This is a genomic window from Pedococcus sp. P1_H8, from assembly GCF_056405175.1.
In genome coordinates, this window is sequence record NZ_JBFUCP010000006.1 from 244,656 (window position 1) to 264,988 (window position 20,333).

Consider the following 20,333-nt stretch of genomic DNA (forward strand, 5'->3'; position numbering starts at 1 on the left):
CAGGGTGTGCGGGGCGCGAGCGTTGGCCCCAGGGGCGATAACCTGCCGGTATGAGTGCGACGTCTCCGTTCGGCCGGGTGGTCACGGCCATGGTCACCCCGATGCGTCCCGACGGATCCGTGGACCTGGACGCCGCCCAGCGCGTGGCCACCCACCTGGTCGACCACGGCCACGACGGCCTGGTCGTCAGCGGCACCACCGGGGAGTCGCCCACCACGACCGACGCCGAGAAGGTCGAGCTGCTCAAGGCCGTCCTCGAGGCGGTCGGCGACCGGGCCGCCATCACGGCGGGGGCCGGCAGCAACGACACCGCCCACTCCGTCGAGCTCGCCAAGGCGATGACCCGGGCCGGGGCCCACGCCCTGCTCGTCGTGACGCCGTACTACAACAAGCCACCGCAGGAGGGGATCGCCCGGCACATCGAGGCGGTCGCCGACGCGAGCGACCTGCCGGTCATGGTCTATGACATCCCCGGGCGCACCGGGGTGCCGATCCACACCGAGACCCACCTGCGGCTGGCCCAGCACCCTCGCATCCGGGCGGTCAAGGACGCCAAGGGCGACCTCTTCGCCGCCACCGAGGTGATGCGGCAGACCGACCTGCTGTGGTTCAGCGGTGACGACGCCCTCAACCTCGCCCACCTCACGAACGGCGCCATCGGCGTGGTGTCGGTCGTCGGCCACGTCGCCGGCGACATCTATGCCGAGATGGTCGCCTCCGTCGACAAGGGCGACCTCGCCCGCGCGCAGGAGCTGAACCGGCAGGCGGTCCCGGCCGTCAACGCCGTCATGAACATCACGCAGGGAGCCATCATGGCCAAGGCCGCCCTGGTCGAGCTCGGAGTCATCGACTCCGCGACCGTGCGCCTGCCCCTCGTCGAAGCCACCCCCGACCAGGTCGCGCAGCTGCGCGCCGGTCTCACCGAGTCAGGACTTTTGTGAGTCATCCCCACCCCGAGCTCAACCTCCCGCGGCCGCTTGCCGCCAACGGCGTCCGCATCATCGCCCTCGGCGGCCTCGGCGAGGTCGGCCGCAACATGGCCGTCATCGAGCACGCCGGCCAGCTGCTCATCATCGACTGTGGCGTGCTGTTCCCGGAGGACCACCACCCCGGCGTCGACCTGATCCTCCCGGACTTCGAGTACCTCGAGGACCGGCTCGACGACATCCAGGCGATCGTCCTCACGCACGGCCACGAGGACCACATCGGCGCGGTGCCCTACCTGCTCAAGCTGAAGCGCGACATCCCGGTCGTCGGGTCGATGCTGACGCTGGCGCTCATCGAGGCCAAGCTCAAGGAACACCGCATCACGCCCTACACCCTCGGTGTCAAGGAGGGGATGCGCGAGAAGCTCGGTGTCTTCGACTGTGAGTTCGTGGCGGTCAACCACTCGATCCCCGACGCGCTCGCGGTCTTCGTGCGGACGCCGGGCGGGACGATCCTGCACACCGGTGACTTCAAGATGGACCAGCTCCCGCTGGACAACCGGCTCACCGACCTGCGCGCCTTCGCCCGGCTGGGGGAGGAGGGCGTCGACCTGTTCATGACGGACTCGACCAACGCCGAGGTCCCCGGGTTCACCACTCCGGAGCGCGAGATCGCCCCGGCGATCGACAAGGTGTTCCGCGACGCCCAGCGCCGGATCATCGTCGCCTGCTTCTCCTCGCACGTGCACCGTGTCCAGCAGGTGCTCAACGCCGCAGAGTCGGCCGGGCGCAAGGTCGCCATGGTGGGCCGCTCGATGGTGCGCAACATGGGGATCGCCGCCGAGCTGGGCTACCTCCACGTGCCCGACGGCGTGCTCGTCGACGTCAAGAAGCTCGACAACTTCCCCGACGACCAGGTCGTCCTGATCTGCACCGGGTCGCAGGGCGAGCCGATGGCTGCGCTGTCGAGGATGGCCAACCGCGACCACCGCATCGATGTGGGAGAGGGAGACACGGTCCTCATGGCCTCGTCCCTGATCCCCGGCAACGAGAACGCCGTCTACCGCATCATCAACGGCCTCATGCGGCTCGGTGTCAACGTCGTGCACAAGGGCAACGCCAAGGTGCACGTGTCCGGCCACGCCAGCGCCGGCGAGCTGCTCTACTGCTACAACATCGTCAAGCCCCGCAACGTGATGCCGGTGCACGGCGAGTGGCGCCACCTCGTGGCCAACGCCGAGCTCGCGGTCCAGACCGGTGTCCCCCGCGAGCAGGTCGTGCTGGCCGAGGACGGCGTGGTCGTCGACCTCGTCGACGGTGTCGCGCGGATCGTCGGGGCGGTGCCCTGCGGCTACGTCTACGTCGACGGGTCCTCGGTGGGTGAATTCGACGAGGCGCTGCTCAAGGACCGCCGGATCCTGCGTGACGAGGGGTTCATCTCGGTCATCGTGGTGATCGACTCCGCCACCGGCAAGATCGCCGCCGGGCCGGAGATCCAGGCCCGGGGCTTCGCCGAGGACGACGAGATCTTCAGCCAGGTGCGGCCCAAGATCGAGCAGGCGCTCGCCGAGGCCACCGGCAACGGTGTCACCGACTCCCATCAGCTCGAGCAGGTCATGCGCCGGGCGATCGGCGGTTGGGTCGGCGGCAAGATCCGCCGCCGCCCGATGATCATCCCGGTCGTCATCCAGGCCTGACCTGCGCCGGCTTCACCCAACAAGGTTGCGCTTCACCCGAGAACCGTTCCCGGGTGAAGCACCCCTTTATCGGGTAACCCGATAAAGGGGTGGCGGGTGGGGTGTGAGCTGCCAGCCAACGGCGGGGTATGCCGCGGGGTCGGCTACCAGGGGCGGGCGAGGTCGAGCGCCCGCGGGTCGCCGACGGGCAACCAGCCCTGCGGACCGTTGACGTACTCGGCGCGAGGCCCGTGCTCGGCGAGCTCGGCCACGGCCGAGAGCAACCGCTCGACGTGCTCCGCGGTCGTGGCCAGCCCGACGCTGGCCCGGACGGCGGTCGTGGAGCCCACGGCATAGGGGTCGTCGAGCAGGGCGTCGACGCACAGGTGCGCGCAGAACTTGCCGTCCCGGACGCCGATGCCGTGCTCGGCCGACAGGGCCGCGGACACCAGGGACGAGTCCACCCCGTCGATGGTGAAGGTCGCCACAGCGACCCGCTCGTGGTCGGGACTGAAGAGCGAGTAGGTCTGCACACCGTCGATGGCGGACAGGCCCTCCAGCAGGCGTGCGCCCAGCGCGCGCTCGTGCTCCTCGACGGCGTCGGAGTGCGCGCGCAGGGCGTGGCACGCCGCCGCCAGGGCGATGGCGCCGATGACGTTGGGACTGCCCCCCTCGTGGCGGGCGGCCCCCTGCTGCCATACGACACCGCGCTCGGTCACCGACTTGGTGGCGCCGCCGCCGGCGAGGTAGGGCGCCGCAGCGTCGAGCCAGTCGACCCGACCCGCCAGGACTCCCGTGCCGAACGGTGCGTAGAGCTTGTGGCCGGAGAGCACGGCGTAGTCGACGCCGAGGTCGTCGAGGTCGACCGGGCGGTGCGGTGCGTACTGGGCGGCGTCGAGGACGACCCTCGCACCGGCCTGCCGGGCGATGGCGGCCAGCTCCCGGACGGGCCAGATCTCCCCGGTGACGTTGGAGGCACCGGCCAGCACGACCAGGCGGTGCCGGCCGGGGTGGTCGCGGAGTGCGGTGCGCAGAAGGGCCCTCGCGTCGCTGACGCTGCCGGGAACCGGAAGCCGGTGGGTCCGGTTCGTCGGCCAGGGCAGCAGTGCGGCGTGGTGCTCGGACTCGAAGACGAAGACCTGCGTGTGTCGTGGCAGACAGCGAGCCAGGAGGTTGAACGAGTCGGTGCTGTTGCGGGTGAAGACGACCTCGTCGCCCTCACGTGCCCCGACGAACGCCCGCACCTCGGCCCGCGCCTGCTCGTACCACGCCGAGGTCACCCGGGAGGCCCAGCCGTTGCCCCGGTGGACCGAGGAGTAGGTCCGCAGCGCGGTGTCGACTGCCTTCTTGACGCTCACCAGCGCCGGCGTCGACGCGGCGTGGTCGAAGTTGGCATAGTCGACGGCGCCGTCCACCGTCGGCACGAGCAGCGACTCGGACACCACTGCGGGCAGCGGGCCGACCTCGCCCAGGGAACCGGCGTCGGGGACGGGGCGCAGGTGGCTCTGGGTGCGGGCGTGCGCCAGGGGCGCGCTCCGACGAAAGGCGGGTGGCGGGGTGCTCGCGATCGACATGGGGTACAGCTCCTGGTCCGGGTGGGACCCGAGAGAGCTCCCGAGTCCGCGCTTGCCGGCTGCGGGTGCAGTCGGCCCGGTCGTCACCCGGAGCACCCCACCGCGGAGGAGGGTTGCTGGTCAGCAAGCCGGGGCTTCGCGCTGACACTCATGACCTGTCGTCGAGGGTAGCGGCACGTGCCCAGCGCGATCCAGCACCCGGGCGGGGTTCCCGCGATCTGAGATGGATCCGCGGTCTGCGGTCTGCGGCGTGGAACGGCCGGGCGGCCTTGGCCGAGCGGTCTGGCGGGGTGGGTCGGCACCGCCGTCCCCGCGCGACCTTTTTTCCCCCTGGGTGCGCGCCTGTGCCGACGACCATTCCTGGTCGTCGGCGAGGCCGGAAGGGACACATTGCCCGGCCGTGGAACGCGTGTGACGCGTGTGTCCGGTGTGACCTTCGCGTAGCCTGCGGATCATGGCGACACGTCCGTCCACACCAGCACGATCAACAGCAGGGTCGCGCTCATCCGGGGGCCGGGGCACCGCAACACGCCCCGCCAACCGCAAGAGCAGCGCACCCCGCAAGTCCCCTGCCCGCGGCAAGACCAGCGGGGGCGGACTGCCCCTGCCCCTGCGCGCCGTCCGAGGGACCTGGATGGGCATGGCACACGTTGCCGGGGGAGCCGTGCGCAGAGTGGGCAGCAGCGCTCGCGAGCTCGAGCCCGAGCACCGCCGCGACGGGATCGGCTTCGCCCTCATCGGCCTGTCGATCGTCGTGGCGGCCCGCGAGTGGTGGGCCTTCGAGGGTGCGATCGGCGACGTGATCCACGCGATCGTGGCGGGCACCTTCGGGCGGGTGGCGTATGCCGTGCCGCTCGCCCTGCTCTTCCTCGGCATCCGTCTCCTGCGGGCACCGCAGGACGACTCGGCCAACTCACGTATCGGCGTCGGTCTCGGCGCACTCGCCTTCGCTGCCTCCGGACTGGCGCACGTCGCCGCCGGGGTTCCCGTTCCGCCGCAGGGCGCCGACGGAATGCGCGACGGCGGCGGCATCATCGGCTTCCTCGCCTCCAGCCCGCTGAAGGCGGCGGTGTCGGTCTACGGCACCGTGCCGATCCTGTTGATGCTCGGCTTCTTCGGCCTCCTGGTCATGACCGCGACGCCGCTGCACCTGGTCCCGACCCGACTCTCCGAGCTGCGCGACCACCTCCTGCACCGTGGGGCTGTCGACCCCGGCACCGATGGGCTCACCGACGCGGTCGAGGACAAGCCCAAGCGTCGTCGCCGGGTGATCGACCCGGAGGGTCCCCTCGAGGGGGACGAGGCGTTCGAGCAGGCCGCCCTCGTGGCACCCGACGGTCGGCGGTTCCGCCCGGGCGAGAAGCGCCCGACCTCGCCCGGCGTGCTGGCCCCCTCGGCGACCGCCGAAACCACCTCGCCCGTCAAGGGTCCGGCCATCGAGGTCAAGGCCGCCCTCGAGGCGCCGCCGACGACCCCGTTGCCGCAGCGCGTCGAGCAGCTCGCCCTGGCCGGCGACATCACCTACACGTTGCCCGACAACGCGATCCTCGAGCCCGGCTCACCGCACAAGACCCGCAGCGCCGCCAACGACCGGGTGGTCGAGTCGCTGAGCCAGGTGCTCGAGCAGTTCGACATCGATGCCCAGGTCACCGGCTTCAGCCGCGGACCGACGGTCACCCGCTACGAAGTCGAGCTCGGCCGCGGCACCAAGGTCGAGCGGGTCACCGCCCTCTCCAAGAACATCGCGTATGCCGTGGCCTCCGCCGACGTCCGTATCCTCTCGCCGATCCCGGGCAAGTCCGCGATCGGCATCGAGATCCCGAACGCCGACCGCGAGAAGGTCAGCCTCGGCGACGTGCTTCGCAGCCAGGCCGCGCGGGGCAACGAGCACCCGATGGTGATGGGGGTCGGCAAGGACGTCGAGGGCGGCTACGTCATCGCCAACCTCGCCAAGATGCCGCACCTGCTCGTCGCGGGCGCCACCGGTGCGGGCAAGTCCAGCTTCGTCAACTCGATGATCACCTCGATCCTGATGCGGGCCACGCCCGACGAGGTGCGCATGGTCCTGGTGGACCCCAAGCGGGTGGAGCTCACGGCATACGAGGGGATCCCGCACCTCATCACGCCGATCATCACGAACCCCAAGAAGGCAGCCGAGGCACTCGCCTGGGTGGTGCGCGAGATGGACACGAGGTACGACGACCTCGCGCAGTTCGGGTTCAAGCACATCGACGACTTCAACAAGGCGGTCAAGGCGGGGAAGGTCAAGCCGCTGGCAGGGTCCGAGCGGGTCATCCACCCCTACCCCTACCTGCTCGTCATCGTCGACGAGCTCGCCGACCTGATGATGGTCGCGCCCCGTGACGTCGAGGAGTCCATCGTCCGGATCACCCAGCTGGCGCGGGCGGCCGGCATCCACCTGGTGCTGGCCACCCAGCGGCCGTCGGTCGACGTCGTGACCGGTCTGATCAAGGCCAACGTGCCGTCCCGGATGGCGTTCGCGACGTCCTCGTTGGCGGACAGCCGGGTCGTGCTCGACCAACCCGGTGCCGAGAAGCTGATCGGTCAGGGCGACGCGTTGTTCCTGCCGATGGGTTCCAGCAAGACCATGCGCGTCCAGGGTGCGTGGGTCACCGAGTCCGAGATCCAGCAGGTCGTCAAGCACGTGACCGGCCAGCTCAAGCCCAGCTATCGCGAGGACGTGACCGTGGTCGCGTCCAAGAAGCAGGTCGAGGACGACATCGGCGACGACCTCGAGCTGCTGCTCCAGGCGACCGAGCTCGTCGTGACGACGCAGTTCGGCTCCACGTCGATGCTCCAGCGCAAGCTGCGCGTCGGGTTCGCCAAGGCCGGCCGACTGATGGACCTGCTGGAGTCCCGCGGAGTCGTGGGTCCGTCCGAGGGCTCCAAGGCGCGCGACGTGCTGATCAAGCTCGACGACCTGCCGATGACCTTGGCACTCATGCGCGGGGACGAGGTGCCCGAGATGGAGCCGGTGTTCGACGGGCAGGCCGCTCCGGCCGACGCCGGGGTCGAGCGCACCGACGAGGTCGTCCTGCCCGGCGCCGGCTACACGCCGGGCTACGCACCCGACTCGCGCTACGACAACGACCCGGTCGCCAGAGGCCTGGCCGGTCGCGAGGAGGTCGAGGAGTCGCTCGATGCCTGGGAGCTCACCGGCAGGGACTGACGGCAAGGATTCAAGGCAGGGACGGACCCCTGCGTGGGAGAAATCACCTGAGATCGAAGGGCACGGGATGAAATAGATCCCGTGCCCTTCGTCGTTGCGCAGAGGTGACTGCCGCCCCCGAGACCCTGACTGACGCCACCGCCCCGACTCCGACCGCCCCGACGTCCATTGCATCAACCCCCACTGCAGCGACCCCCACTGCTGCGACAGCCACTGCTGAGGCTTCGGTCAGCACCCGGACACCGCTGCCGGCGAACGGTGTCCAGAGCGCCCCGACGGGCCGTTCCTACGTTCGCTTCGTCCTCGTGCTCGGCGCGTTGATCGCGATCGGCCCGCTGACCATCGACACCTATCTCCCGGCGCTGCCGTCGATCACCCGCGACCTCGCGGCGTCGGAGTCGGCGGTGCAGGGCACCTTGACCGGCATCCTGCTCGGCATGGGGCTCGGGCAGCTCCTCGTGGGCCCGCTCGCGGACGCCATCGGTCGCCGCCGACCGCTGATCGCCGGACTGGCACTGCACATCGCGGCCTCGGTCTTCTGTGCGTTCGCCCCGACCATCGAGCTGCTCACTGTCGGACGAGCCATCCAGGGGCTGGGCAACGCGGCCGTGTCAGTGGTTGCCATGGCGATGGTGCGCGACCTGTTCGCGGGGTCCGCCGCCGCGACGATGCTGTCCCGCCTGATGCTGGTCATGGGACTCGCGCCGGTGCTTGCCCCGACGCTGGGTGGCTTCATCCTCCGCCTCACTTCGTGGCGCGGTGTCTTCGTCATCCTCGCCGTGGCGGGTGTGCTCCTGGTGACGCTGGCCAGCCTCGCCCTGCGCGAGACGCTTCCGGCAGAGCGTCGACGGCCGCTGGCCCTCCGTCCGGTGCTCAACACCTACGGCATGCTCCTGCGGGACCGCACCTTCGTCGGGCTCGTCCTCATCAGCGGCCTGATGTTCGCGACGCTGTTCTCCTACATCGGCGGCTCGTCGTTCGTGCTGCAGGACATCTACGGCCTGAGTGTGACCCAGTTCGGTCTCGCCTTCGGCCTCAACTCGCTGGGCTTCCTGACCGGATCGCAGGCGAACCCCTTCCTGCTCAAGCGGTTCCAGCCGCGCCAGCTGGTCCGCGCCGGGGTGTCGATCGGGGCAGTCGCCGCGTTGCTGCTCCTCGCCTCGGCGGTCACCGGGTTCGGCGGTCTCGCCATGGTCCTGGTGTCGCTCTGGTTCCTGCTGTTCGCCTGCGGTCTCACCCTGCCGAACACCCCCGCGTTGGCCCTGACCCGCCACGGTGAGGCTGCCGGGACTGCCGCTGCTCTGCTCGGCGCCTCGCAGTTCGTCATCGGTGGGGTGTCCGCCCCGCTCATCGGCGCGATGGGTTCGGGCTCAGCCGTGCCGATGGCGCTGGTCATGGCGGTCACCGCCTGCCTGGCTGCCGTCGTGGCCGCCCGGACGCTGCGCGTCAGGATCGTCACGAACTGAAGCACGCCGCCTGGCAACTCGGCGCCCACCCCTAGGGTGTCGCCATGCGTGAATGGTTCAACGCCGTCAAGGGACACCCGAGCGGGGTGCTCCTCGCGGCCCAGCTGCTCGAGGTGATGGCGTACCCCTTTGCCGGGGACACACCGCTCGGGCGCACGCTCATCGGGGTGTTCGGAGTGCTGGTGCTGTCGATCGCGGTCTACGCGGTCAGAGCGACGCCGGCGCTGACGTGGGTCGCGGTGGTGCTGGGCCTGCCGGTCGTGGCGCTGACGGTCGCCGAGGGGCTGGTCCCGGCGAACCAGCAGGTGATCTTCTGGTCGGCGATCCTGCACGCCGCGTTCTACGGCTACACCGGGTACGGCCTGATCCGCTACCTGTTCGACGACTCCTGGGTGACCCGCGACGAGATCTTCGCGGTGGGAGCGAACTTCACGGTGGTGTCGTGGATGTTCGCCCACCTGTTCATGGCCGTGCAGGTGGTCTATCCGGGGTCCTTCACCGCCTTCCAGGGCGAGGGCCACCGCACCTTCCTCGAGCTGCTCTACCTGTCCTTCGCCAACCTCACCAGCGTCGGGCTCTCGGACGTGTCGGCGGTCCTACCGCTCGCGCGGTCGGTCGTGATCATCGAGCAGGTGGCCGGCGTCATGTACGTCGCGCTGATCATCGCCCGCGTCGTCGGCCTGACCATCACCCGCTGGCGCAACTAGCGGGAGAGCTGCAGCTAGCCGTCAGTCGGCTCGCCGTCGAGGTCCTTGATGGTGGCCAGACTGGGCCCGCGCTGCTCCTGCAGCGACCTCGCGCCTGCCTCGGCGTCTCTCATCACCCGGAGGATGTTGCCGCTGGTCAGCTTGCCGAGGTCGTCGTCGGACCAGCCGCGGTCGGCCAGGGCGGTCAGCAACCGGGGGTAGCCGGTGACGTCCTCGAGACCCTCGGGCAGCGTGGCCACCCCGTCGTAGTCGCCCCCCAGGCCCACGTGGTCGACCCCCGCCACGTCGCGGACGTGCTCGACGTGGCGGACGACGTCGGCCAGGGTGGCCTTGGGGGTGGGCTGGGCGAGGCGGTACTCGTCGTAGAACGTGGTGTAGGCGGCGGCGTCGGCCGGCGTGATGCCCTGTGCTGCGGCAACGGCGTTCAGCTTGTCACGCCAGGCTGCCGCTTCGGGGTTCACGAAGGTCGGCACGAACGTCACCATGCAGACCCCGTTGTTGTCACGCAACGACTCGAGCACGTCGTCGGGCGCGTTGCGTGGGCTGTCACAGACCGCTCGCGCCGACGAGTGGCTGAAGATGGCCGGGACCTCGGCCACCCGGAGTGCGTCGCGCATGGTGTCGGCCGAGACATGGCTGAGGTCGACGAGCATGCCGATCCGGTTCATCTCGCGCACGACCTCCACGCCGAAGGCGGACAGCCCTTGGTGCACCGGCACATCCGTGGCCGAGTCGGCCCAGTCGACATTGCTGTTGTGGGTCAGCGTGAGGTAGCGGACGCCCAGGACGTGCAGCATGCGCAGGGTCGCGAGCGAGTTGTTGATGGAGTGCCCGCCCTCGGCCCCCAGCAGGGAGGCGATGCGACCCGACTCCCAGGCGCGGGCCACGTCGTCAGCAGTGCGGGCGAAAGCCAGCTGGCCGGCATACCTCGCCACCATCTGGTGGCCCGCGTCGACCTGCTCCAGCGTGGCGCTCACGGCGTCGTCGCCGCTCAGGGACGCAGGCACGAAGACCGACCAGAACTGTGCTCCGACCCCGCCCTCGCGCAGGCGCGGGAGGTCGGTGTGCGTCGGGGTGCCGCCGGCCTCGATGTCGAGCCGGTCGAAGTCATAGCCGACCTGCTCCCGCGCCTCCCAGAGGAGGTCGTTGTGCCCGTCGATGACGGGGTGGCGCTCGAGCAGCGCGCTGATCCGGGCGGTGGTCGCATCGGCTGTCGCGGTCATGAGGCCACGCTACCCACCCGTAGAGTGGGCGCATGAGTTCGACAGCCCAGCGCAGTGTCGCCCTGGTCACCCTGGGGTGCACCCGCAACGAGGTCGACTCCGAGGAGCTCGCCGGACGCCTCGCCGCGGAGGGCTGGTTGCTCGTCGACGACGCCGACGACGCCGACGTCGCCGTGGTCAACACCTGCGGGTTCGTCGAGCAGGCCAAAAAGGACTCGATCGACGTGCTCCTCGAGGCCTCGGCCCGCAAGGGACACTCCAAGACGCAGAAGGTCGTGGCGGTGGGATGCCTCGCCGAACGCTACGGCCAGCAGCTGGCCGACGAGCTGCCCGAGGCCGACGCCGTGCTGGGGTTCGACTCGTACGCGGACATGTCGACGCACCTGCGGGCCGTCCTCGACGGTCACGCGCCGGCCTCGCACGTCCCCTCCGACCGGCGCCGGCTGCTCCCGTTGTCCCCGGTCCAGCGGCAGGACGGGTCGTCCGGTGTCGCGCTGCCCGGCCACGGCATACCCACTGACCCCACGTCGCCCGAGATGACCGATGGACCGTTCCCGGCCTCCGGCCCTCGGGTGATCCGCGCCCGTCTCGATGGGCGCCCGTGGGCTCCGCTCAAGATCGCCAGCGGATGCGACCGACGGTGTGCCTTCTGCGCCATCCCCATGTTCCGCGGTGCGTTCGTGTCGCGGCGCCCGCACGACATCGTCGCCGAGGCGCGCTGGCTGGGGGAGCGCGGCGTCAAGGAGCTGTTCCTCGTCAGCGAGAACTCCACGTCCTACGGCAAGGACCTCGGGGACATCGGGCTGCTCGAGAAGATCCTGCCCGACCTGGCGGCCGTCCCCGGGATCGAGCGCGTGCGGGTGAGCTACCTGCAGCCCGCCGAGATCCGCCCCGCACTGCTCGACGCGATGGCCTCGGTGCCGGGTGTCGTGCCCTACTTCGACATCTCGTTCCAGCACGCGTCCGCCACCTTGCTGCGCTCGATGCGGCGGTTCGGCGGTCGCGAGGCCTTCCTCGGGCTGCTCGACGAGGTGCGCGCCCGCGTGCCCCTGGCGGGCATCAGGAGCAACGTCATCGTGGGGTTCCCCGGTGAGACGGAGGACGACCTCGCCGAGCTGGAGGCGTTCCTCGTGGCCGCCCGACTCGATGTCGTCGGAGTTTTCGGCTACTCCGACGAGGACGGCACCGAGGCCGAGACCTACGGCGACAAGCTGCCCGATGATGTTGTCGCAGAACGTGTTTCGCGATTCACCGCTCTCATCGAGGAGCTGAACCTCCAGCGTGCCGAGGAGCGCATCGGTGAGATCGTGGACGTGCTCGTCGAGTCGGTTCCCACGGGAGATGACGAGGACGAGGAGACTTCCGTCGTGGGTCGGGCGGCCCATCAGGGACCCGACGTCGACGGCGTGACCATGCTCGATCCCACGGAGTTCCCCGATGTCGTGGTCGGCGACATCGTGCGGGCCGTCGTGACCGGGACCGAGGGGATCGACCTGCTGGCCGCGCCATGCTGAGCGAGTCCGCGCCGGCTCCCGACCCTGCCGCGGCGCCGGTGGCTGTCCCGCCGCCGAGTTCGTGGAACATCGCGAACGCGCTCACGGTCACTCGGATCCTGCTCGTGCCGGTCTACGGCTGGCTGCTGCTGTTCGACGGTGGGGACCGTCCCGTGATGCGCTGGGCGGCCGCGGCCGTGTTCACCTTCGCGACGCTCACCGACCGCGTCGACGGCGACATCGCCCGGCGGCGCGGCCTGATCACCAACTTCGGCAAGATCGCCGACCCGATCGCCGACAAGACCCTGATGGGTATGGCGTTCGTGGGGCTCTCGGTCCTCGGTGAGCTGCCGTGGTGGGTCACCGTCGTCGTCCTGGTGCGCGAGTGGGGTGTGACGGTGCTGCGGTTCTTCGTCATCCGTCACGGCGTGATGCCGGCCGGTCGGGGCGGCAAGGTCAAGACGGCCCTGCAGTTCTTCGGCCTGCTGTTGTTCACGCTGCCGCTGTCGTCGTTCGCCGGAGCGGACACCTGGACGCTCGTCGCGGACGTGGTCCTGGGGCTCGCGGTCGTCGTGACCGTCGTGACCGGTCTGGACATCGCGCTCAAGGCAGTGCGCCTGCGGCAGACCAGCGAGCGGTCCGCGATCAAGCGCGCGCGCCGAGCCGCCCGACACGGATGAGCACCGCATCCGAGGTGGTGGCCGCTCTGGCTGCGGCCTCGTGCAGCATTGCGACCGCCGAGTCGCTCACCGGTGGTCTGGTCTGCGCGGCGTTGACCGATGTACCCGGCGCTTCGGCCGTGGTGCGAGGCTCTGTGGTCGCCTACGCGACCGAGCTCAAGACCCAGGCGCTCGGCGTCGACGCCGGCCTGCTCGCAACCGGTGGTGCTGTCCAGGCCGAGGTGGCTCGTCAGATGGCTACCGGTGTATGCCGCGTGCTCGGGTCCGACGTCGGCGTCGCCACCACAGGCGTGGCCGGGCCGGACCCCCAGGACGGCCGCCCGGTCGGGACCGTGTTCGTCGCGGTGGCGTTCCAGGGCGACGTGGCCGTCCGTGAGCTGACGCTGACCGGGGACCGAGCCTCGATCCGGCTCGAGACGGTGTCGCACGCCCTGGCCCTCGTGGCTGATGTGATCGGTGGGACGGAAGATTCTCACCTCGTGGACCGTTGATCTCGTCGTACCGCGTGTTCTGCGTTCCCGCGCGCGCAGCGTCAGGGGCTCGGGGTAACGTTGGTGTCCTCGCAACCGGCAATCGAGCAGTGAAGGAGGCGTCATGATTCTGCTTCGTCGTGAACTTGGTGACGTGCTCCGTGAGCAACGCCAGTCGCAGGGACGCACCTTGCGCGAGGTGTCCGCTGCCGCTTCCGTGTCACTCGGCTACCTCAGCGAGGTCGAGCGCGGCGAGAAGGAAGCATCCTCCGAGCTGCTCGCCTCGATCTGCGGGGCACTGCGCCTGCCGTTGTCAGAGGTGCTCGGTCAGGTCTCCGAGCGAGTCGCCGAGACCGAGGCGCTGACCGCGCCGGTTTCGCTGCCGCTTCCAGCGGCCGCGATGGTTTCCGCCTCAGCTGCCTGACGGACGATGCGAGCGGCACCGGGTGTCGTGGGAGTCGTTGTGCCGGGAGCGTTGGTGGACCTTCGGGTCAGCTGCGACGTTGACCCGTGGTTCGACCGGTCCCGCGTCCCGTGGCGGCACCGAGCGGACGCTGGGGTCGACCGTCGTCGGTAGGCGCAACGCCGTCCTGGCAGCCGGGGCAGTAGAACATCGTGCGTTCCCGCATCGGGGGACCGATCATCGCGACACGCACAGTGGTGCCGCACCGGCGACAGGGCCGACCCGAGCGGGCATGGACATAGGACTCCTCGCCGTGGCGCCGGCTCCCGGTGCTGGACTGGACGGCGTGGTGTCGAGCCTGGTCGAGCAGCTGCTGGGCCCGGGTGACCACCCGCTCCACGTCCGTGTCGGCGAGGTCGGCGACGGGCGTCCACGGTCCGAGCCGCGACAGGAAGAGCGACTCACTGACCCACAAGGTGCCGAGGCCGGCGAGGTTGCGCTGGTCGAGGAGGGCGGCCCCGATCGTGGTTTGCGACCTCCTCAGGTTGGCCAGCGCCCGCGCGAGGTCCCAGTCGCTGCCGAGCAGGTCGGGCCCGAGATGGCCCACCACCGTCGTCTCGTGGCCGGTCGGGAGCAGTTCGAGCATCCCCAGCCGCAGCCCCAGGGCGGTCCACGAGGAGGTGCCCACGGCAGCACGCAGGTCGTCGCGGCGCAGCCAGCCGGAAGCGTCGCCGGGGGCTTCGACCCGCCACTGACCCTCCATGCGCAGGTGTGAGTGCAGGGTCAGCCCGTTGTCGAACCGGTGGAGCAGGTGCTTGCCACGACTGACGACCTCGAGGGTGGTGGACCCGCGGAGGTCGGCCGTGGCCACCTCGGGGAACCGCAGGTCGCTCAGCACGACCACGGCACCCGCCAGTGCCTTGTCCAGTCGGTGGGCGGTGCGCCACACGGTGTCGCCCTCAGGCACGAGGGACTCCGAAGGCTGCCTGGGACCTCACCGCCGCAGCCGCAGACCGCGCGGAGTGGCGTGGAAGCCCGCCTTGGCGAGAGCGGCTGCGAGCGGGTGGGCAGACCCGAGCACGGCGCCGCCATCGGCCTTCTCGACGGTGAGCCTGCCCAGCGCACCCTCGCGGACGGCGAGTGCGAGCGCATCGGCCGCGCCCTGGAGCGACTGCTCGTCGTCCGTCCACGACAGGAGCGTCTTGCCGCCACGCTCGACGTAGAGGACGAGCTCGCCGTCGACCAGGACCACCAGGGCTCCGGCCTTGCGGGCCGGTTGGTGGCCGCGTTTGGCTGCGGGTGTCTTGACTCCTGACGCGATGCCCGAGGAAGGACCCGCCGGGGGCCTTCCGCGCGACTCGTCGGCACCCGCGTCGGCACTGGTGCCGTCCGGACCAGTTGCCCGGTCCGGCCACGGCAGCGCCGCACCGTAGGCATTGGCCGGATCGGTGGCCGCGAGGACCATCGCCGGGACTGCTCGGTCGGCGTCGTCGCCGACCGGCCGGGCACCGGCGCGGAGCCGGTCGACGGAGCCGGTGGTGGAGAACTGTGAGGCGCCCAGCGACTCGACGAAGTAGCCGCGGCGGACCCGCCCCGACTCCTCGGCAGCGGCCAACACGCGGTACACGCCGGCGAACCCGCCCGGAACGTCCTCGGCGACCACCGAGCCGCGGGTGACCACGCCGTAGCGGTCGAGGAGGACCTCGGCCGTCGCGTAGGCCCGCACCGTTGAGTCCAGCTCGACCTCGGGCAGCAGCGACCAGCGTCCGGCCCCAACCGGCGGCCCACTGCGGGTCGGCAATGGGGGACGACCCAGCCCGCGTTGGCCCGAGAGAGCGCCGAGCGAGCCCCGCCGTCCGGCATACCTCGTGGTGCGTGGGCCGGGACGGCTGCGCTTGTGGCTGGTGCGGCCACCGGCGAGCAGCGCTCGAAGGGGGGTGAGGGTGTCGTTGCTGATCCTGCCGTCCCAGGCGAGCGCCCACAGGTCGGCAAGCAGTGACTCGTCGTCGGTGCTGCCCACGGCGTCGGCCAGGGTGCGGAAGAAGTAGGCCCCGCCGCCCGCGAGCGCGTCCACGATCGCCTGCTCACCGTCGCTCGGCGTGCGTTCGGCAGGCGGCGCCAGCGTCAGGTGGGCGGTGTCGGCGAGGTGCAACGACACCCAGCCGTCGTCTCCGGGCAGTGATCCGTGCCCGCGCCAGAGGACCTCGCCGCTGCTCGTGAGGTCGTCGAGCAGCGCGGGGGAGTAGTCCACGATGCGGCTGGGCAGGACCAGGCTCTCCACGGCACTCGCCGGGAGCACGGCTCCCGCCAGCTGCTCGACGGCGCGCACCAGACCCTCGCGACCGCGCAGGCCTCCACCCACCGACTGCCACTGGGGAAGGAACCTGGCCAGCTCGACGGCTGGGACCGGCTCGACCTCGGCGCGGAGGGCGGCCAGGGAGCGACGTCGAAGGAGGCGCAGCACCTCGGCATCGCAGTAGTCGAGGCCGTGCAGCCCACCACCGTTCTCGGTGGGGAGCAGCTCGCCTTCGACCACGCGACCGGAGGAGACCAGGCGGCGCAGCGCATCGAGGGCGACGGCGGGACCGATGCCCCACCAGGCGGCCACTGCGGCGGCAGGGAAGGGGCCATGGGTGCGGGCGTAGCGGCGGACCAGGTCGCCGAGCGGGTCCGGCACCGACTCGAGGAACGTCTGCGGTATGCCGACCGGCAAGGAGCTGCCCAAGGCGTCACGAAGGCGTCCGGCGTCCTCGATCGCGGCCCAGCGCTCCTGGCCGGCGATGCGCACGCGGATCAGCCGCCGCGCCCCCTCGAGGTCGACCAACCACGCGCCGACCTCGTTGCGCGCCAACGACTCCTGCGACCTGCGGACGATCTCGTCGAGGGGGAGCGGACCCAGGACGCGCAGCAGGTCGGCCACGTCCTCCGCGTCGCGGCAGGCCCGCTCGGGGACCAGGCGCTGCAGCTCGGCGTCGGTGCGGGTGACCTGGGCCGGATCCAGCAGGTCACGCAGCGACAGACCCTCGCCACGGCCCAGCAGCTCGGCCAGCAGCGTCGGGTCGAGCGCGAGCGCGGCGGCGCGCTTCTCGGCCAGCGGGGAGTCGCCCTCGTAGAGGAACTGGGCGACGTAGCCGAACATCAGGGACCGGGCAAAGGGCGACGGCTGGGCCGACTCGACGTCGACGAGGGTGACCTCGCGAGACTCGATCGAGCGCATCAGGGCGGTCAGGCCGGGTACGTCGAACACGTCCTGGACGCATTCGCGGACCGTCTCCAGGACGATCGGGAACGAGGCGTACTGGCTGGCCACCTCGAGCAGCTGCGCCGCCCGCTGTCGTTGCTGCCACAGGGGTTGGCGACGGTCGGGGCGTCGGCGGGGCAGCAGCAGGGCGCGGGACGCGCACTCGCGGAACCGGGCGGCGAACAGTGCCGACCCGCCGATCTCGGACGTGACGAGGTCGTGGACGTCGTCGGCCTCCAGGCGGACCAGCTCCAGGAGCTCGGCCCCGACCCCGCGCGTCCCGGACCCCTCGTCCTCGAACTCGAGGTCGGGCAGCCGGAACACGATCCCGTCGTCGCCATGCATCGCCTGGACGTCGACGCCGTAGCGCTCTCGCATCCGGGCCGACACGCACAGCGCCCACGGGGCGTGCACCTGGCCACCGAAGGGCGAGTGGACGGCCACCCTCCAGTCGCCGATCTCGTCGCGGAACCGTTCGACGACGATCGTGCGGTCGTCGGGGACGTGCCGGGTCGCCTCCTGCTGCTCGGCGAGGTAGCCGAGAAGGTTGTCCGCGGCCCACTCGTCGAGCCCGGCGGCGGTCACGCGGTCTCGCGCCTTGGCGGGCGAGAGCCCGACCACTTCGCGGACGAAGGCACCGACGGCGCGCCCCAGCTCGGCGGGTCGGCCCTGCTGGTCGCCCTTCCAGAACGGCAGCCGCCCCGGCAGCCCCGGCGCCGGCGTGACCAGCACCTGGTCGTGGGTGATGTCCTCGATCCGCCACGTCGAGGTGCCGAGCGTGAACACGTCGCCGACCCGCGACTCGTAGACCATCTCCTCGTCGAGCTCGCCGACCCTGCGCCCGGCGCCCTCGCTGGACGCCAGGAACACGGCATACAGGCCGCGGTCGGGGATGGTGCCACCGGAGGTGACGGCGAGCCGTTGGGCGCCCGGACGGCCGGTCAGCACCCCGGTCACGCGGTCCCACACGATGCGCGGGCGCAGCTCGGCGAACTCGTCACTGGGGTAGCGCCCCGACAGCATGTCGAGCACCGACTCGAGGATCGAGCGCGGCAGCGAGGCGAACGGGGTCGCCTTGCGGACCACCGACTCCAGCTCGTCGACGGTCCACTCGTCGAGCGCGCACATCGCCACGATCTGCTGGGCGAGCACGTCGACCGGGTTGGCCGGCACCCGCAGCGACTCGATGGCGCCAGCCCGCATCCGCTCGACGACGACGGCGGTCTGGACGAGGTCGCCGCGGAACTTGGGGAACAACACGCCCCGCGACACCGCCCCGACCTGGTGACCGGCCCGGCCGACCCGCTGCAGCCCCGAAGCCACCGACGGGGGAGACTCGACCTGGATGACCAGGTCGACCGCGCCCATGTCGATGCCCAGCTCGAGCGAGCTGGTCGCGACCACCGCGGGCAGTCGCCCGGCCTTGAGGTCCTCCTCGATGAGCTGGCGGTGTTCCTTGCTCACCGAGCCGTGGTGCGCGCGCGCCAGCACCGCGGGAGCCCCCGACGACGCCCCCGACTGCGCCATCAGCTGGGCCGGGGTGCGGTTGCCGGTATGCCGCGTGGTCGGCTCGGGCGGCTCGTCGCCTCGCGCCTCACGCATGGTCTCGAGGCGGTCGTCCCAGATCTCGTTGAGCCGAGCCGTGAGCCGTTCGGCGAGGCGACGGGAGTTGGCGAAGACCAGGGTCGACCGGTGGGAGGCGATGAGGTCGACGATGCGTTCCTCGACGTGCGGCCAGATCGAGGCACGGCGCTCGGCTCCCGACGCGGGTCCGGACAGGTCGTCCTCGATGACCTCCCCGAGCGCCGACATGTCGGCGATCGGCACCACGACCTCGAGGTCCCACTCCTTGGTGGACGGCGGTCGCACGATCTCGACCGGCCGACCGCCCGCGAGGTAGCGCGCGACCTCGGCCACGGGCTCGACCGTGGCGGACAGGCCGATCCGCTGGAGGGGCTTGTCGAGCAAGGCATCGAGGCGCTCGAGGGACAGCGCGAGGTGGGCACCCCGCTTGGTGCCGGCCACCGCGTGGACCTCGTCGAGGATGACGGTCTCGACGCCGGCCAGCGCCTCTCGAGCCTGTGACGTGAGGATGAGGAACAGCGACTCGGGCGTCGTGATCAGCACGTCGGTGGGGGTGCGCGCGAAGGCTCGTCGTTCGGAGGCGGGGGTGTCGCCGGACCGCACCGACACGGTGATGTCCGGCGGCGTCAGCCCCAGACGGGTTGCGGCGTGGCCGATCCCGACGAGTGGTGAGCGCAGGTTGCGCTCGACGTCGACGGCCAGCGCCTTCATGGGGGAGACGTAGAGGACCCGGCAGCGCTTGATCTTCTCCGCGGGCGGAGGCTCGGCCGCGAGCCGGTCGAGGGCCCACAGGAAGGCCGACAGGGTCTTGCCCGATCCGGTCGGTGCCACGACCAGGGCGTGGTGGCCGGAACTGATCGCATCCCACGCACCCGCCTGTGCGGCAGTGGGTGCGCTGAACGAGCCCCTGAACCACTCGGCAGTGGCTGGGGAGAACCGGTCGAGGACGTCCGTTGCCATGAGGGCTACAGCCTCTCACCCCGCACTGACACTCCTCTGGCCGAGCGCCGCGCAGGCGGCGGGCTCCGACGCGAGCGTCGGCGTGGATTCGCGCGCCCCTCGACCCTCGGGGGCGGAAGGGAGGGGCGCGCGGTGACCTGCCTCGGGTGGCGAACGAGAGTCTGGGGATGCGCACGAGCCCCGGACTGTCACTCATTCGCAACCATGGTCCGGGGCAGCGCGACCACTCTACTCCGGGCCTTGCCCGAGGTGAAGATGTGCGCGCGCGTTCCTTGAGGGCAGCCACGCCGTAACCTCTACGGCATGGGCACGATGCGGTCTGGGGGCGGCCGCCTTGGCTGACGCCGAGGACGTCCGCAGACTCGCCACCTCGCTGCCCCACGTGGTGGAGGTGCCCAGTTCCGGATTCGACTTCCGGGTGGGCGACAAGGGGTTCGTCTGGTCCTACCCGGAGCGCCGACCGGGCAGGCCGCGGCTGATCCGCACCGACATCGCGGTGCTCTTCGTCGGCGACGAGAGTGAGAAGCAGGCGTTGCTCCTCGGCGAGCCCGACGTCTTCTTCACCGCGCCCGGCTACGAGAGCGTGCCCCTGGTGATGCTGCGACTGGCCCAGGTGGAGGTCACACGTCTTCGCGAGCTCGTGACCGACGCGTGGCGGATGCGAGCACCAGAAGCCCTCGTGGGCGACCTCCACCTGCAGAGCGACTCCTCCAACCCCGGCTGAAGGAGCGACCACCGGC

14 protein-coding genes and 1 riboswitch are annotated in these 20,333 nt (G+C 70.9%); of the genes, 10 read left to right on the forward strand and 4 right to left on the reverse strand.

Annotated elements, in window-relative coordinates; genetic code table 11:
• Positions 1–50: 50 nt before the first annotated feature.
• Positions 51–941 carry a 4-hydroxy-tetrahydrodipicolinate synthase gene (gene dapA / locus AC1DYG_RS10890; protein ID WP_477639867.1) on the forward strand — a complete coding sequence of 297 codons (891 nt, stop codon included), beginning with the start codon at positions 51–53 and terminating at the stop codon, positions 939–941.
• Positions 938–2,623, forward strand: a complete 1,686-nt coding sequence (locus tag AC1DYG_RS10895; protein WP_477639868.1) for a ribonuclease J — start codon at positions 938–940, stop codon at positions 2,621–2,623. The genes dapA and AC1DYG_RS10895 overlap by 4 nt, the downstream gene beginning before the upstream one ends.
• A 143-nt stretch (positions 2,624–2,766) precedes the next feature.
• On the opposite strand, the gene AC1DYG_RS10900 is transcribed toward AC1DYG_RS10895, so the two are convergent.
• A complete protein-coding gene (locus AC1DYG_RS10900; RefSeq protein WP_477639869.1) occupies positions 2,767–4,176 on the reverse strand; it encodes an aminotransferase class V-fold PLP-dependent enzyme in 1,410 nt (469 codons plus the stop codon).
• Between the two features lie 43 nt (positions 4,177–4,219).
• Positions 4,220–4,332, reverse strand: a riboswitch (SAM riboswitch).
• 478 nt (positions 4,333–4,810) lie between these two features.
• On the opposite strand from AC1DYG_RS10900, the gene AC1DYG_RS10905 reads away from it, so the two are divergent.
• The 3 genes from AC1DYG_RS10905 (at position 4,811) to AC1DYG_RS10915 (ending at position 9,539) form a co-directional block, all read left to right on the forward strand.
• On the forward strand, positions 4,811–7,366 hold the full coding sequence (locus AC1DYG_RS10905; protein WP_477639870.1) for an FtsK/SpoIIIE family DNA translocase: 2,556 nt from the start codon (positions 4,811–4,813) through the stop codon (positions 7,364–7,366).
• A 104-nt stretch (positions 7,367–7,470) separates the two neighbouring features.
• Complete coding sequence (locus AC1DYG_RS10910) at positions 7,471–8,832, forward strand: multidrug effflux MFS transporter (RefSeq protein WP_477639871.1); 1,362 nt, start codon at positions 7,471–7,473, stop codon at positions 8,830–8,832.
• A gap of 44 nt (positions 8,833–8,876) precedes the next feature.
• A complete protein-coding gene (locus AC1DYG_RS10915; RefSeq protein ID WP_477639872.1) occupies positions 8,877–9,539 on the forward strand; it encodes an ion channel in 663 nt (220 codons plus the stop codon).
• Positions 9,540–9,553: 14 nt separating this feature from the next.
• Here AC1DYG_RS10915 and AC1DYG_RS10920 read toward each other — a convergent pair whose 3' ends face one another.
• Positions 9,554–10,762, reverse strand: a complete 1,209-nt coding sequence (locus AC1DYG_RS10920) for a dipeptidase (protein WP_477639873.1) — start codon at positions 10,760–10,762, stop codon at positions 9,554–9,556.
• A gap of 32 nt (positions 10,763–10,794) precedes the next feature.
• Here AC1DYG_RS10920 and rimO point away from each other — a divergent pair, with 32 nt between their 5' ends.
• The 4 genes from rimO (at position 10,795) to AC1DYG_RS10940 (ending at position 13,829) form a co-directional block, all read left to right on the forward strand.
• Positions 10,795–12,276 carry a 30S ribosomal protein S12 methylthiotransferase RimO gene (gene rimO, locus AC1DYG_RS10925; RefSeq protein ID WP_477639874.1) on the forward strand — a complete coding sequence of 494 codons (1,482 nt, stop codon included), beginning with the start codon at positions 10,795–10,797 and terminating at the stop codon, positions 12,274–12,276.
• Positions 12,270–12,935 carry a CDP-alcohol phosphatidyltransferase family protein gene (locus AC1DYG_RS10930; RefSeq protein ID WP_477639875.1) on the forward strand — a complete coding sequence of 222 codons (666 nt, stop codon included), beginning with the start codon at positions 12,270–12,272 and terminating at the stop codon, positions 12,933–12,935. The genes rimO and AC1DYG_RS10930 overlap by 7 nt, the downstream gene beginning before the upstream one ends.
• Complete coding sequence (locus AC1DYG_RS10935) at positions 12,932–13,426, forward strand: CinA family protein (RefSeq protein WP_477639876.1); 495 nt, start codon at positions 12,932–12,934, stop codon at positions 13,424–13,426. The genes AC1DYG_RS10930 and AC1DYG_RS10935 overlap by 4 nt, the downstream gene beginning before the upstream one ends.
• Before the next feature lie 103 nt (positions 13,427–13,529).
• Positions 13,530–13,829 carry a helix-turn-helix domain-containing protein gene (locus tag AC1DYG_RS10940; protein ID WP_477639877.1) on the forward strand — a complete coding sequence of 100 codons (300 nt, stop codon included), beginning with the start codon at positions 13,530–13,532 and terminating at the stop codon, positions 13,827–13,829.
• Between the two features lie 67 nt (positions 13,830–13,896).
• Here the strand turns inward: AC1DYG_RS10940 and AC1DYG_RS10945 are convergent, their stop codons facing one another.
• Both AC1DYG_RS10945 and AC1DYG_RS10950 read right to left on the reverse strand, forming a co-directional pair.
• Entirely contained in the window at positions 13,897–14,775 is an 879-nt protein-coding gene (locus tag AC1DYG_RS10945) for an Fpg/Nei family DNA glycosylase (protein WP_477639878.1), read from the reverse strand.
• A 27-nt stretch (positions 14,776–14,802) separates the two neighbouring features.
• Positions 14,803–19,593, reverse strand: coding sequence for an ATP-dependent helicase (locus AC1DYG_RS10950; protein ID WP_477639879.1), 4,791 nt, complete (start codon positions 19,591–19,593; stop codon positions 14,803–14,805).
• Between the two features lie 334 nt (positions 19,594–19,927).
• Here AC1DYG_RS10950 and AC1DYG_RS10955 point away from each other — a divergent pair, with 334 nt between their 5' ends.
• On the forward strand, positions 19,928–20,317 hold the full coding sequence (locus tag AC1DYG_RS10955) for an MmcQ/YjbR family DNA-binding protein (RefSeq protein ID WP_477639880.1): 390 nt from the start codon (positions 19,928–19,930) through the stop codon (positions 20,315–20,317).
• Positions 20,318–20,333 lie beyond the last annotated feature (16 nt).